This is a genomic window from Priestia sp. 53B2 (assembly GCF_056099005.1).
Window position 1 is genome coordinate 136,467 of sequence record NZ_JBLZXA010000038.1, and the last position, 13,218, is coordinate 149,684.

Sequence of the window (13,218 nt, forward strand, 5' to 3'; positions counted from 1 at the left end):
AAGAAATAGCAAGAGCAAATGTGTATGTGTGTAATTTATAGGATGGTATATACACACATAATAATGAAGATAGCCAATACATAAAGTTCCACCATGTAAATATAGTACTTTCTCATTATTTCATATAATAAGTAACTAGCTCGTAGCAACGTTCTCTAGTCATTTCGTGTAAAATACGAGCTTCTTCAGCATAAGCTAAAGTTCCTCCTCCAGCTTCTTTCAACTCTTTTTGAGAAGCAGCATCTCTATCTTTAATCCATTGACGTTGTTTGATTTTTAGATCATTCATTTCTGATGCAGGTAATTGGGTTTTTAATTCACCATAGATATCGTTTAACACCTGATCCCACATTTGATAATTGGCTCCAGAAGCTTGTCTTCTGTCACCATCAATCTGATCATTAACTGGCTGTACTTCACTAGCTCTCGTTTGCTCTAGTAAATCTAAATAATAAGCTTTTTTGCTATTAGTTATTGTTGTAGCTGGACTATTTGTTGATGGAGTGCTTGTAGTTGGACCAGTCTTTGATACAGTAGTAATAGGCCCATTTTTAGCTATATCAGTTAAGTATAATTGATTATTGATAAGCACGGCTGTGTACATCCAATTGTATTTATTTGTTTTTTGAGATCCATCTGGTTGTATAACAGATACGGTCTCTACAGTTTGTATTTTATAAAGAGGCCCATCAGAAGAGTTACCTGCTTTCGTAAAATTCACTACAGAATAATCTATCCAGTTCTCTTTAATACCCTTCTTATATAAATTGCTTACTAATGATTGTTGGTCACTATATAACGAACCTTTTAAAACATGCGCAACGTTACTGAACTGGCCTGTATTAATCGCAGCTGTTAGTCCATTTATGTAGTCAGCCATTACTAAAGCTGCTGTATCTTTAGTAACAAAAGCGTCATCGGAGACTATATTTGAATTAGTTGAGTTTTGCTGATTACTATTTTTGTGAACAGCACTCGCATGATCGCTACCTTTTATAGTTGAAGGTTCTCCAGTATTATTTTCTGTAGCGCTATTACTATCTTGATTCGCTTTATTAGCACTATTATCACTGGTCTCCTGGCTACTAACCTCCCCAGTTTCCCCTGATTTTGAATCAACCTTTTCTTCTTGTTGACAGCCAGAAACCAGTAAAGAAGTTACCGTAATTAATAAAAAAACACCTTTTTTATACATAGCTGTTCTCCCCTCTAAAAGTTGTTAATTTTGTGTGTATTTTACCAATATTAAAAGATAGTATAACAACGTTTTATTCCTTAATAATGATATTATTTAATAGTGAAATATTATAAACTTTTCGAAACAGTTTATTAATAATTAATTCGTAAAAAACAGTCTCAAAGTAAGAAACTGTCATCTTATCCCTTATGCCAGAGCAAGAATACTTTATAAATAGGAATTAGTTTTTAATCTTCCCATAGCTCATTCATCAGGTCTTCAATTTCTTTTTCTCTTTTCTTAGTTTCTTGCCTATCAACCGTCACTTTATTTCCTGTAATGTAAACAACATCTCCAACTTGTGTATCCTCAGGAAAGATATCTTTTGGATAATCTTTTGTTATGCCTTCAATTTCAACAACAGCAAATCCCTCTTCAAACCGATCAATAATACCTTTTATCTTTTTCATAATTACCTCGATTTTTTAACAGAATAAGATGTTCCATCGCCCGTGATAATAATCGTACCACTTTGGTCTGTTCGGAGAATACTTGCTTTAGAATTTTTTAGTAAGTTCACAACCTGAGAAGTAGGGTGTCCATAACTATTTTTACCCACGCTAATGACTGCATACTTAGGCTTTACAGCGTCTAAGAAGTTTTTACTTGTAGACGTTTTGGCTCCATGATGGCCTACTTTAAGTACATCTGCACGTAGTGTTTTCTTCGCCTTAATCATGTCTGATTCTGCTTTTGTTTCAGCATCACTTGTAAATAAAAATGTATTCTTCTTATAAGCCATGTGTACAACAGCACTCCAGTCATTTAAATCACTGTTGGCATAGGTTTTGGTAGGCCCTACAATTTGAGCATTTACATCTTTAACAGGTAGCTTTACGCCTGCTTGTGCCGTTTTAATCGTTAATTTTTTCTTTTTCACAGCATTTAAAAAGTCTTTGTAAGCTTGCGTGTTATTACTTACTTTTGGTGCATAAACATTTTCTACTTTGAATGCATTAATGACTTCATCTAACCCACCAATGTGATCAGCATCAGGATGAGTAGAAATTAATACTTCTATATCATCGACTTTTTGTTTCTTTAAATAACTTACAACTGCATTTCCTTTACCTTTGTTTCCACCATCAATAACAATGTCCTCACCATTGGGAGCTTTAATATAGATACTATCTCCTTGACCAACATCAATGTAATGTACTTTCATGGTTTTAGGCGTTGCAGCGTATGAGGAAGCTGGAGCTGCAGAAATTCCTATTCCTATAGCTAGCGAAGAAACAATCTTGATAACACGACTTTTCATTGTTTTATCCCCTTTTATAAATGTATTTTCATATGTAGTGTTCTTTTATAGCAAAATTAATTTTACTACACGAAACCATACGTTAATATAAAATAGATTGAATATTTTTACTTATAAAGGTGTAAAAAGTCATGTTATATATGAGAATTAGTAGTAAAATGGAGGTAAATAGTAATGAAATGTACTATTTTAGGAATTTTAGTAGATTGACATTTTAAAATGACCTTATCTTTTTATCTCTAAGATACAGAAACATTAGTTTCAAACAGTCATTCTTAGCTTTTTTTTATATTGAGACCGAAACTCAGAACAAAGAGTTGTTTGCCTTTCTCAAATGATTGCACTAATAGATGATAAGGAATCAACGATGGTCAAATAGAGAGAGAGGGGTAGTGGTGATGGAAAAGTAGCAAGAAACGCATTTATGCATTTGATGTATACCTAGGCAGGCACAGTGAACCGCAGGACAACTATAATTTAACTTATTTTAGAAGTCCTATAAAAGGAGGAATGCACATGGAAAAAGAGCTCATATTTAAGCCTTATATGTTGCTATTTGAAATTGAAATAACAATAGTAAGTATCATCGAACACGAGATGATTACACAATATGGACCATTATGGCGACAACTTTTTTTTGTTAAGTGTGGAACTGACCTATATGACAATCTCCCATTACTATTCAGATTGAACCCCCTTCAAACTATCTTCACTGATCATGAATTACATGACTTATGTATATTAACAGATATTAAAAATACTCTAGTACAACTTTTACCCATTTCTCAAGATGACGTGAATCACCTTATTAGTGTCTTGCAGCACTTAAACCAGAAGAAAACTCTCTTATTATTTATCTAATTATATTCAGTAATGGGTTATTAAGAAGATCTTGTACCTAATAGAGGAACAAGTTTTTCAATGTGAGCGTATCGAATTAGAACGTGTGATATAGGAAGAATGGATATCCATTCTTCCTTTTTCCGTTTATAAGATTCGCCTGTTTATCGTATTTCAACACATCTAGAATGCTGCTTATATAAAATTAAGAAACAAATCTCCCTTTTTAGTTAACTCCCCAGACATCTTGAGCAATTTTAATTATGTGACTAATTTTATTCCATTGTTCCTCTTCTGTTAACACATTTCCTTCTTCTGTACTTGCAAAGCCACATTGAGGACTCAGCGACAAGTTTTCTAGAGGAATATATTCGCTTGCTTCTTTAATTCTTCGCTTAATAATCTCAGCATCTTCTAATGTAGGAAACTTAGATGTTACTAATCCTAATACAACGCTTTGATTATTACGTGTAAAGCTTTTTAATGGTTCAAAATCTCCTGAACGGTTATCATCATATTCAAGGAAAAGCCCATCTACATGTAAGTTAGCAAAGATTGCATCGGATATAGTATCGTATCCACCACTTGTGATATACGTAGATCTAAAATTTCCGCGACAAATATGCATAGTAATGAGCATATCTTCAGGCTTTTTAGAAATAGCATCATTTAAGCAACTTACTCGCGTATCAATAATGTCCTTTACGTTCATACCAAGCTTCTCAACAACCGCATTGATACGTTCTTCAGAGACAAAATCAATCCAGGAAGTATCATCTAATTGTAGGTAACGGCAGCCTGCATCATAAAAAGCTTGAATGGCTTTTTGATAAGCAGCTACAGTATCATGATAAAATTGATCTCTGTTCCCCTTGTAATATGTATCTTCTTGAACTCGAGTAAATAACATATTTGGACTTGGGATAGAGAATTTAGCAACTTGGCTTCCATCACCATACTGTTCGACAGCTTTTTTTAAGAACGTGAAGTGTTCCAGCATATAATGTTGATTGAAGTCTACTTTACCTACTACCTTAATCGCTTTATTTTTTGTTTTTGCGCCTTTGAATTGGCTAATATATTCTGTCTCAAACTCCTCTACGCCTTCTAATCCTGATAAGAAGTCCAAATGCCACCATGAGCGTCTAAATTCACCATCAGTGATGGATTTAAGCCCCACCTCAATTTGTTTCTGGACAAGTTTTTCAATTTCTTTGTCCTCTATAGATTTTAAATCGGCCTTATTGATTCTTGCATTCGCATACGCTTCTCTTGCTTCTTTAAGGGGAGCTGTTCTTAAAAAGCTGCCTACGTGATCAGCTTTAAATGGAGCTTTCACTAATGTCTTTGTCATGGTTTTGTTTCCTTCTTTCTTTTCAAAATAAAAAACCTCTTCTTACAAATAAGAAGAGGTTAATAATCGTTATGAGCGCTCTTCTTATCTTCAAGCAAATTGCTACTGGAATTGGCACAGTACTTTAACAGTCTGTTGCCGAGGCTTCCAAGGGCCAGTCCCTCCACCTCTCGAGATAAGAATATTCAATTTAATTAAAATTTAATTAACTAGAAAAAAGGTTACACCTGTTTTCTTAGCTTGTCAACAAAATTTTGAAAAATCAGAAACAACACACCTCTTATTCCATTACTTACTCATTACCTAATGCAGTAAGGGTTCTTCTTTATTTTTTGTTTGGACAGGCAAGCTTACTGCAGTAGTTACATAGTATCTAAAGAATTACGACTCCACTACTTAATCAGTATCTAGTTCAGTAACGTTACTGCGTTAATACAAGCTGTATACGCCTAGTGAAGCCCTTCGTGGAATCTGTAAGGGAGCTGAGCCGAAGAGGCGAAGGGGGCGACCGGATGTGTTGAGCCGAAACAATTCATACCTGAAAGGCAAAAAATTAAAAAGAATGAAAGAAGGTACCAACATGAGAAAAACACAAAGGTTTTCTTTTCGAAAGATCTTTCCTTTAATCCTCAAATCATCTCTTACGAGACCTCGTCCTTTCAGGGCTTATTCCTTTGTTCCTTTTAGTCCACTCGCCATGCTTGACCCCACTATTCTAACCATAGGAGGTATTATCTTAGGAATTGCCATCATCGAACGAATATTAGAGAGATGGGGTGTTATTGATCTTGTGGATCAGTTTGGAAAAATCATGCGATTTATCCTGCCTGTCACCTTCTATAGCGCCTTAATTTACTTTTTTGCGACTTTTATATTCTAAGGAGGAATGTGTATGTTTGAGAAACTAAAATTGCGTGGTCAATTGATTAAAGCGTTTCGTACGGCAGAGATTTATCGCGTGGTGAAACATGGAGACCGAACCTCTTATCTCTTTCCTAAAATTCATCAGATTGATCACCATCATACGTACACTCGGTACGCTTTTTCTTTATTGAATGGCATTGATCCTGAGCTTTTACACAAAAAAAAATGGGCCTTACGACAAGTATTAGGCAGCAACATTGAGATAAATGGCAGCTTAAAGAATTTTAGCATTACCGTTCATCACAAAAACTTACCTAAGATGCTCAATTATAGGTATGAAGTCGTTCATCCTCATATTGAGAAAATGGAGCTTCCTGTATGCATTGGTCAAGATATTTATGGAAACCCCGTTTCATGGGATTTTGCGGATTTGGAAACCTTACTGATTTCTGGCGAAATTGGAGCTGGAAAAAGCAGTCTGATGCGGGTCATCCTCACAACATGGGTGAAATATGCCTCTCCTGAAGACTTGCGTTTGGTGTTAGTAGATTTGAAACGAGCTGATTTAGGGCTTTTTCATGGCATTGAACATGTGGATGCGCTTTGTTTTGAGGCAAAGGACATGAGAAAACCTTTTGCCTTATTACGAGCTGAAATGTACAGAAGAGGCGATTTATTGTTAGAGCATGGCGTAACACATATAAGCAGGCTTCCATTTAAGCTGCCTCGTATCGTTGTGGTAATTGATGAAATGTCCATAGTGAAGAGAGAGACGGATCTTGTGGAGATGATTCAACAGTTTGCCAGCCAAGGCCGTGCTCTAGGTGTTCATACGATTATTGCCATGCAGCGTCCTGATGCTGATTTATTGAATTCAGCACTCAAAGCAAACTTACGGGTTCGGATCTCTGGAAGACAGGCCGATGCGATAAATGCGAAAGTTGCCGGAGTCATCGGTGCCGAAGAAATCGATGCTGCAGCCAGGGGGCGCATGAAAATTAAGATTGATGAGGTCAAAGAGTTTCAAGCCTTTTTCTTAGATGAAGGTGCTTGTAAGGAAATACTCTCTTCTTATAAAACGCTTGTGAAAGATCCCGAACCAGAACTCGAAGTTACATCACAATCCATCTTTGGTTTATTAGAGAAGGAGGAGCAGCGATGAGTTTCCATTTATCTCAACGTGATAAAGACATCATAGCGTTTATCAATCAATTTAGAGCCGTGGATCGAGACTCATTAGTTGACCTGTTCTTTAAACAGCTTAAATCGCCCGTAAATGCGTGTAATAGTGTGATGGTACGTTTATATCGGTTAGGACTCATTGAACGCACCCAGCAGTATTCTCCTACGGTCTACTTACCTGTAGATGCCAAAATTAAAAAGAACTCTCAAAAAATATTACATTTCCTTTCTATCTTGGATGTCTATAAACAAATGTGTACGTATAGCACACCTAAACAGGTCATTGTCGAAGATAAGCCCACCGGACGAAAAGGAGGGATTGAACCGGATCTGTTTTGTATTTTTAAAGGGTCTCCTTTTTGGATTGAAATACAACGCAATCAGTATACTGAGCAGAAAATGCAAGCGAAGATTAACCTCTATGAAGAGTTTTTCTTTTCGGATGAATGGAAGGCATTGCATTGGCAGCCAGAGGGTCGATCGTCCATTTTCCCTTCAGTCATGTTGATTACACCTGTTCGGTATGCGGTGTCTTCAGAACATATCCGCATTTTACAGGTAGCAAGCATTCATGAATTAATGGAGAAGTATAAAAGTTCTGGGAAACACCAAAAAGAAGGAAGACCAAGAACCCCAGCGTCGTCTGGTGGAATTAAAATTAATCTTACGTAATGACGGACAACATAAAAAGCTGCCTCAACACAGGGAATGAGACAGCTTTCTTACTTTCACACTCGTTGAGATGTGAAAATTATAAAAACTAAATAATAACAAATTCATTGCGAAAATTCTATATTTTTCATTTAATATTTAAAAAACAAAAAGAATATTAGACCTTTATAGGCGTATTTTATGACAAAATATACGCATTACAAGATGTACAACTAACACTTCCACATGCTTACTGGTGTTATATAAATAGATACCTAACTAGAGTAGGACAAATGAAAAGCACTCCAAAAGAGAGGGAAGTCTTCATGAAATGTGCACTATACACAAAGATAATGGTCATTAATAAAAGGCATTACGCTGTATTAATGGCTACTATAATATGATGTTTTTCTCACTATCCATATCCGATATATGACTTCGTTGTCCTGGTTTTACAAATATCATAGATACCATTCCAATTATTACGGCAATGGCAGCAGCAGTAAACATCGCATTATATCCATGTGCTGCAACAAGCCTTCCCGTTAATGTAGGCGCAATAATAGTAGCCAGGTTTGCAATAAAATGAGTTACTCCCCCAAAAGTTCCTGCTTTATTAGGCTCTGTATCAAGAACAACTGTCCAATAGATCGAATTGGGTAGGTAATTAAAGGCATTACCTATACACATTAACAAAAGTACTGAGGCCGCACTTCCAACTGTTGGGATTAGCATAAAACAAATAGCTGTGAAAAATAAGCAAACTACTGTGAACCAGGATCTGGCTATACGTAAATTCCCAGTTTTCTCACGTAACTTATCCGAAATTTTCCCTCCTATTAATCCTGTAACAATAGCACCTACCCATGGAATCATACCTATATACGAAAGAGATGCTAAAGAATAGTTAAATTCATCTTGCAAATATTTTGGAGTCCAAGTTAGTAATAGAATATTGACATACAAAAATGCAAAGTACCCAATGGCATTCATTACTAATGTAGGGTTTTTAAAAAAATAATACCAAGGAACATTTGTGGAGTTTGTTTTTTCTAATTGTGATTCACCTTTTATTAAACTATCTATACTTCGAATTTTTTGTAGTTCAATTTTTGAAACTCTCGGATGATCTTCGGGTAAATTTGTAAATATTTTTCTCCATATTAATACCCAAACAAAACCTAATAGGCCAAGAATAATAAATGTTACCTTCCAATTAGTAAACGTTAAAAGGCCCACTACGATAGGTGCGGTGATCAATGCTCCAATTGGAGTTCCAACTAAGCCAAGTGCTACAGAAAAACCTTTTTCTTTCGGAGATACCCAATTTGCCATGGTTCGGTTCATTGTAGATAAAGTAGGTCCTTCAGCCAGTCCAAACAAAACACGAAATACCGCAAAACCAGCTAATGCAGAACCCCCAAAGAACGCTGCACCTAAGTGACCAGCAAATATAGTGCCAATTTCAAATATAGACCATGTGGTTCCAGCAAGAATCCACATAAACTTAGGACCTTTCTTATCTGCCAACGCTCCTCCGAATAGTGCACCGAAAATATAACCATAACCAAAATATCCTAAAATCACTCCCCAGCTTACTGGATTTAAGTTGAATTCTTGAATAATTTCAGCCTGAGCGTATGAAAGTGCTCCCCTATCTATGTAATTTATGATTGTTATAATAACAATCATAAAAATAATAAAGTAGCGATAATTGTTTTTCATCAATTACTTCTCTCCTCTCTCATTTGGTCACTTTTCTTCCTGAGAAAGAAAGTTTCGTAACAAATCGCTAGAGATTTGTCACTTTCAAAAGGATAAGTAAGTTAATATTTTATCTTCTATTTGCAAAGCCTGTTAAAAAATTCAAGAATACATGAACTCCTGCTTTAACAGTAATTCCTGATTTATCGCGTAAGGGATCTAAACATACAATATCCATTGCTTGGACTAATGGGTGTGAACCAGCAATATATATCGCTTCAAATAATTCATCCGTTCTCATTCCTCCTGTTGTTCCTGCTGGTACACCAGGAGCATAAGCCACATCAAGAACATCCATATCTACTGTTAGATAGATGACATCCACTTTCTTGGCTAAATCCTCTAAGGCCCTTTCAACTATACATGAAATCCCCGTTTTTCTAGCTTGAAGTAAGGTCACGTAATTAACCTGGTGAGTATCTGCATACTCTTTGAGAGATTTCGAGTTATAAAACCCATGCAGGCCAATATTCCAAACGTTTTTGCCTTCAACCGTACCACTCTCAATCAAGTTTCGAATGGGTGTTCCATTTGATGGTCCATTATCTTCTAAACTGCGTAAATCAAAATGTGTATCAAATTGAAGAATTCCTATACGTTGTTCTAGATGTGATGCTTTCCAGCCTTTTACTAACATAGCCGTAATCGAATGATCTCCCCCTAACATGATAGGCAGTGTATGAGGGTGATATTTCCGCATTGAAATCATGGCTTCTTTAACATACTGATGAGAAAGTGAAATATCTGTTACATGCTGTTTGACATCACCTAAATCTAAAACCGATAAGGGGGTCAAATCCGTATCATATTCAATATGATACGGATTAAACGATTTCCATAGTTGTCTCATAGCAAGGGGCGTTTCACTTGCCCCGGAGGCACTAATAGAAGATCTCGAAAGAGGGACTCCCAAAATGGTTACATCTACAGCTTGAAAATCTATTTCATCTTGCACTTCAAAAGTCTTGATCCAATCACTTACCTTAGGTTCAGTTGAACGCTGTCTTTCCCAATGAAAAGAGGGACGATTAAGCTGTGGGTACGGGTACATCACGTAAAACCCCACCTTCTACAATCACTTGTCCTTTTTTAATGACAGTATCTACGAGGTTCACTGCATAGTTATACTGCAACGTTTGATAATTCGGTGCATCAAATAAAACAAGGTCCCCTTTCTTTCCTACTTCGATGCTTCCAACTTCATCAGCTCTTCCAATGGCATGAGCTGCATTAATTGTACATGCTGTTAGGACTTCGGCTGGCGTCATCTTCATCGTAAGACAAGCTAGATTCATAATAAATGGTAACGATTCAGTAGGTGATGACCCTGGATTACGATCCGTTGAAAGGGCAACCGGAACTCCAGCTTCAATGATCTTTCTTGCATTCGCAGGCTTCTCCATTAAAAAGAATGCTGTACCTGGTAACAGGACTGCAATAACACCACTTTTAGCCATTTGCTTAATACCTTCATCCGATGCTTGTAATAAATGGTCGGCCGAAACAGCTCCCACCTTGGCTGCAAGCTCTGCACCGCCAAATTGAACAATTTCATCCGCATGTATTTTTGGTTTTAAACCATATCTTTTTCCTGCCTCAAGAATTTGCTCCGACTGTTGAATTGTAAAAACTCCTTCTTCACAAAAAACATCGCAAAACTCAGCCAAATTTTCTTCTGCAACTCTTGGAATCATTTCCTCTATCACTAAACGAACAAATTCGTCTGGATTTTCTTTATATTCAACTGGAACAGCATGAGCTCCCATGAAAGTAGAAACTAAATCAACAGGATGTTTTTCGTTTAACTTTTTTGCTGCCCTTAGCTGTTTCAATTCATCTTCTAGTGTCAAACCATATCCACTTTTCGCTTCAATCGTCGTAACTCCATATTGTAGAAAACGATTCAGGCGTTTGGAGGTTTCTTGGATCAGTTGTTCTTCTGTAGCTTCTCTTGTACTTGTTGTTGTTTGGAGAATTCCGCCGCCTGCCTTTAAGATATCAATATATTTAGCTCCGTTTAATCGCATCTCTAGCTCTTTTTCACGACTTCCCCCAAACACAATATGAGTATGAGCATCGATTAGACCTGGAGTAACAATTTTTCCTGAAGCATCAATCGTATTAATATGTCCATTCAACGTATGAACATAACGTTCTGCTTCAACATCTGATCCAACAAACGTAATCAGTCCATTTTCCAATACAACACTGCCATGTTCAATAATACCAATATCGGACATATCTTGAGCACGTTTTGGTTCTTTAGTTCCGCCTCTAACTGTAATCAGTTGTGAGGCGCGTTTAATATACGTAATAGATGACAAAATACTCACTCCGTTTCCTTTAGTCTAATGTTGGAATGTTCATGCCTTTTTCCTTGGCTGTTTGAATGGCTAACTCATAGCCTGCATCTAAATGACGAACAACCCCCATACCAGGATCTGTTGTTAATACGCGTTCAAGACGTTTAGCTGCATCTTCCGTGCCATCTGCTACTACAACCATACCTGCATGAAGAGAATATCCCATACCTACGCCACCACCATGGTGAACAGATACCCAACTTGCCCCTGCAGCTGTATTAACTAGTGCATTTAAAATAGGCCAATCTGCTACAGCATCACTGCCATCTCTCATTGCTTCTGTTTCGCGGTTTGGCGAAGCAACAGATCCTGCATCTAAATGATCTCTACCAATAACAATAGGTGCTGAAAGTTCTCCAGATGCAACCATTTCATTAATAATTTTTCCAAATCGTGCACGTTCTCCATACCCTAACCAACAGATACGTGCCGGTAATCCTTGAAATTCAATTTTTTCTCTCGCCATTTTAATCCAGTTACAAAGATGAGTATTATATGAGAATTCACGTAAAATAACTTCGTCTGTTTTATAAATATCTTCTGGATCACCTGATAAAGCTACCCAACGGAAAGGTCCTTTTCCTTCACAGAATTGAGGACGGATATAAGCAGGTACAAAACCTGGGAAGTTGAACGCGTCTTTTACGCCTTCATCTAACGCTACTTGACGAATATTATTTCCGTAGTCGAAAGCAATGGCTCCTTCTTTCTGCATATCTAACATAGCCTGAACATGAACAGCCATACTAGCTTTAGATTTCCTTACATATTCTTCAGGATTTTCAGTACGTAATACTTCCCCTTGCTCTAAGGTAAAGCCTAATGGAAGGTATCCATTTAATGGATCATGCGCGGATGTCTGATCCGTTACAATGTCTGGAATAAATCCACGTTTAATCATTTGAGGAAGCACTTCAGCTGCATTTCCAACCAAACCAATCGAGAGCGCTTTTCCTGAGTCTTTTGCTTCTTGTGCTAAAGCAATGGCATCATCTAAGCTTTCTAACACAACGTCACAATAGCGTGTTTCAATTCGTTTTTCAATACGTGTTCGGTCAACATCAATTCCAATGACTACGCCCCCTGCCATTGTAACGGCTAATGGCTGAGCCCCTCCCATGCCTCCTAATCCAGCTGTTACGGTAATGGTACCTTCGAGACTACCATTAAAATGTTGTTTCGCACATTCAGCAAATGTTTCATACGTACCTTGTACAATGCCTTGACTTCCAATATAAATCCAGCTACCGGCTGTCATTTGCCCATACATCATTAATCCTTTTTTATCGAGTTCATGGAATTTTTCCCAATTTGCAAAGGCCGGAACAATATTGGAGTTAGCTAAGAGTACACGTGGTGCATCTTTATGAGTTTTAAACACAGCTACTGGTTTTCCAGACTGTACTAATAGTGTTTCATCTTCTTCTAGATCTTTCAAAGTGGCTACGATACGATCGAATGCATCCCAATTTCGAGCTGCCTTCCCTATTCCCCCATATACAACTAATTTCTCCGGATGTTCTGCCACTTCTGGATCTAAATTGTTCATTAACATACGAAGAACTGCCTCTTGTATCCAACCTTTTGTATTTAATTCTTTTCCATGAGGCGCCTTAATTACTTTTTGTTCAGTAGTCATATTTCTTCCCCCTGTAAATAAATTCAAATAATTTTAAACTGTTTTTTAAAATTTGTTCCTATA

Annotated in this window: 12 protein-coding genes and 1 riboswitch; of the genes, 4 read left to right on the forward strand and 8 right to left on the reverse strand. The window is 36.9% G+C overall.

What is annotated here, in order from left to right:
- Positions 1-115 precede the first annotated feature (115 nt).
- From ACN6NE_RS29775 to ACN6NE_RS29785, 3 genes are all read right to left on the reverse strand, one after another.
- A complete protein-coding gene (locus ACN6NE_RS29775) occupies positions 116-1,195 on the reverse strand; it encodes a lysozyme inhibitor LprI family protein (RefSeq protein WP_474329077.1) in 1,080 nt (359 codons plus the stop codon).
- Between the two features lie 230 nt (positions 1,196-1,425).
- Positions 1,426-1,647, reverse strand: coding sequence for a DUF3006 domain-containing protein (locus ACN6NE_RS29780; RefSeq protein ID WP_029324087.1), 222 nt, complete (start codon positions 1,645-1,647; stop codon positions 1,426-1,428).
- 2 nt (positions 1,648-1,649) lie between these two features.
- On the reverse strand, positions 1,650-2,498 hold the full coding sequence (locus tag ACN6NE_RS29785) for a ComEC/Rec2 family competence protein (protein ID WP_474329080.1): 849 nt from the start codon (positions 2,496-2,498) through the stop codon (positions 1,650-1,652).
- 516 nt (positions 2,499-3,014) lie between these two features.
- On the opposite strand from ACN6NE_RS29785, the gene ACN6NE_RS29790 reads away from it, so the two are divergent.
- Positions 3,015-3,359 carry a hypothetical protein gene (locus ACN6NE_RS29790; protein WP_474329082.1) on the forward strand — a complete coding sequence of 115 codons (345 nt, stop codon included), beginning with the start codon at positions 3,015-3,017 and terminating at the stop codon, positions 3,357-3,359.
- Positions 3,360-3,564: 205 nt separating this feature from the next.
- Here the strand turns inward: ACN6NE_RS29790 and ACN6NE_RS29795 are convergent, their stop codons facing one another.
- Positions 3,565-4,692 carry a 5-methyltetrahydropteroyltriglutamate--homocysteine S-methyltransferase gene (locus ACN6NE_RS29795; protein ID WP_474329084.1) on the reverse strand — a complete coding sequence of 376 codons (1,128 nt, stop codon included), beginning with the start codon at positions 4,690-4,692 and terminating at the stop codon, positions 3,565-3,567.
- A gap of 81 nt (positions 4,693-4,773) precedes the next feature.
- Positions 4,774-4,874, reverse strand: a riboswitch (SAM riboswitch).
- A gap of 332 nt (positions 4,875-5,206) precedes the next feature.
- On the opposite strand from ACN6NE_RS29795, the gene ACN6NE_RS29800 reads away from it, so the two are divergent.
- From ACN6NE_RS29800 to ACN6NE_RS29810, 3 genes are read left to right on the forward strand one after another with little or no spacing between them, the layout of a single operon-like run.
- Entirely contained in the window at positions 5,207-5,572 is a 366-nt protein-coding gene (locus tag ACN6NE_RS29800) for a hypothetical protein (protein WP_474329086.1), read from the forward strand.
- Positions 5,573-5,584: 12 nt separating this feature from the next.
- Positions 5,585-6,718, forward strand: coding sequence for an FtsK/SpoIIIE domain-containing protein (locus ACN6NE_RS29805; RefSeq protein ID WP_474329088.1), 1,134 nt, complete (start codon positions 5,585-5,587; stop codon positions 6,716-6,718).
- On the forward strand, positions 6,715-7,410 hold the full coding sequence (locus tag ACN6NE_RS29810; protein WP_474329090.1) for a hypothetical protein: 696 nt from the start codon (positions 6,715-6,717) through the stop codon (positions 7,408-7,410). The genes ACN6NE_RS29805 and ACN6NE_RS29810 overlap by 4 nt, the downstream gene beginning before the upstream one ends.
- Before the next feature lie 372 nt (positions 7,411-7,782).
- Here ACN6NE_RS29810 and ACN6NE_RS29815 read toward each other — a convergent pair whose 3' ends face one another.
- The 4 genes from ACN6NE_RS29815 to hutU form a co-directional block, all read right to left on the reverse strand.
- Entirely contained in the window at positions 7,783-9,114 is a 1,332-nt protein-coding gene (locus tag ACN6NE_RS29815; protein WP_474329092.1) for an MFS transporter, read from the reverse strand.
- Positions 9,115-9,223: 109 nt separating this feature from the next.
- Entirely contained in the window at positions 9,224-10,207 is a 984-nt protein-coding gene (locus ACN6NE_RS29820; protein ID WP_474329094.1) for an agmatinase family protein, read from the reverse strand.
- A complete protein-coding gene (gene hutI, locus ACN6NE_RS29825) occupies positions 10,182-11,477 on the reverse strand; it encodes an imidazolonepropionase (RefSeq protein WP_474329096.1) in 1,296 nt (431 codons plus the stop codon). Before hutI ends, ACN6NE_RS29820 begins: the two co-directional genes overlap by 26 nt.
- A 19-nt stretch (positions 11,478-11,496) precedes the next feature.
- Positions 11,497-13,155, reverse strand: coding sequence for a urocanate hydratase (gene hutU, locus ACN6NE_RS29830; RefSeq protein WP_328247389.1), 1,659 nt, complete (start codon positions 13,153-13,155; stop codon positions 11,497-11,499).
- Positions 13,156-13,218 lie beyond the last annotated feature (63 nt).

Excerpts from the sequence above, each read along its gene's own strand:
- ACN6NE_RS29775 (WP_474329077.1), bottom strand. The coding sequence starts at position 1,195 with ATGTATAAAAAAGGTGTTTTTTTATTAATTACGGTAACTTCTTTACTG.
- ACN6NE_RS29815 (WP_474329092.1), bottom strand. The coding sequence starts at position 9,114 with ATGAAAAACAATTATCGCTACTTTATTATTTTTATGATTGTTATTATA.
- ACN6NE_RS29780 (WP_029324087.1), bottom strand. The coding sequence starts at position 1,647 with ATGAAAAAGATAAAAGGTATTATTGATCGGTTTGAAGAGGGATTTGCT.
- ACN6NE_RS29795 (WP_474329084.1), bottom strand. The coding sequence starts at position 4,692 with ATGACAAAGACATTAGTGAAAGCTCCATTTAAAGCTGATCACGTAGGC.
- ACN6NE_RS29790 (WP_474329082.1), top strand. The coding sequence starts at position 3,015 with ATGGAAAAAGAGCTCATATTTAAGCCTTATATGTTGCTATTTGAAATT.
- ACN6NE_RS29810 (WP_474329090.1), top strand. The coding sequence starts at position 6,715 with ATGAGTTTCCATTTATCTCAACGTGATAAAGACATCATAGCGTTTATC.
- hutU (WP_328247389.1), bottom strand. The coding sequence starts at position 13,155 with ATGACTACTGAACAAAAAGTAATTAAGGCGCCTCATGGAAAAGAATTA.
- ACN6NE_RS29805 (WP_474329088.1), top strand. The coding sequence starts at position 5,585 with ATGTTTGAGAAACTAAAATTGCGTGGTCAATTGATTAAAGCGTTTCGT.
- ACN6NE_RS29785 (WP_474329080.1), bottom strand. The coding sequence starts at position 2,498 with ATGAAAAGTCGTGTTATCAAGATTGTTTCTTCGCTAGCTATAGGAATA.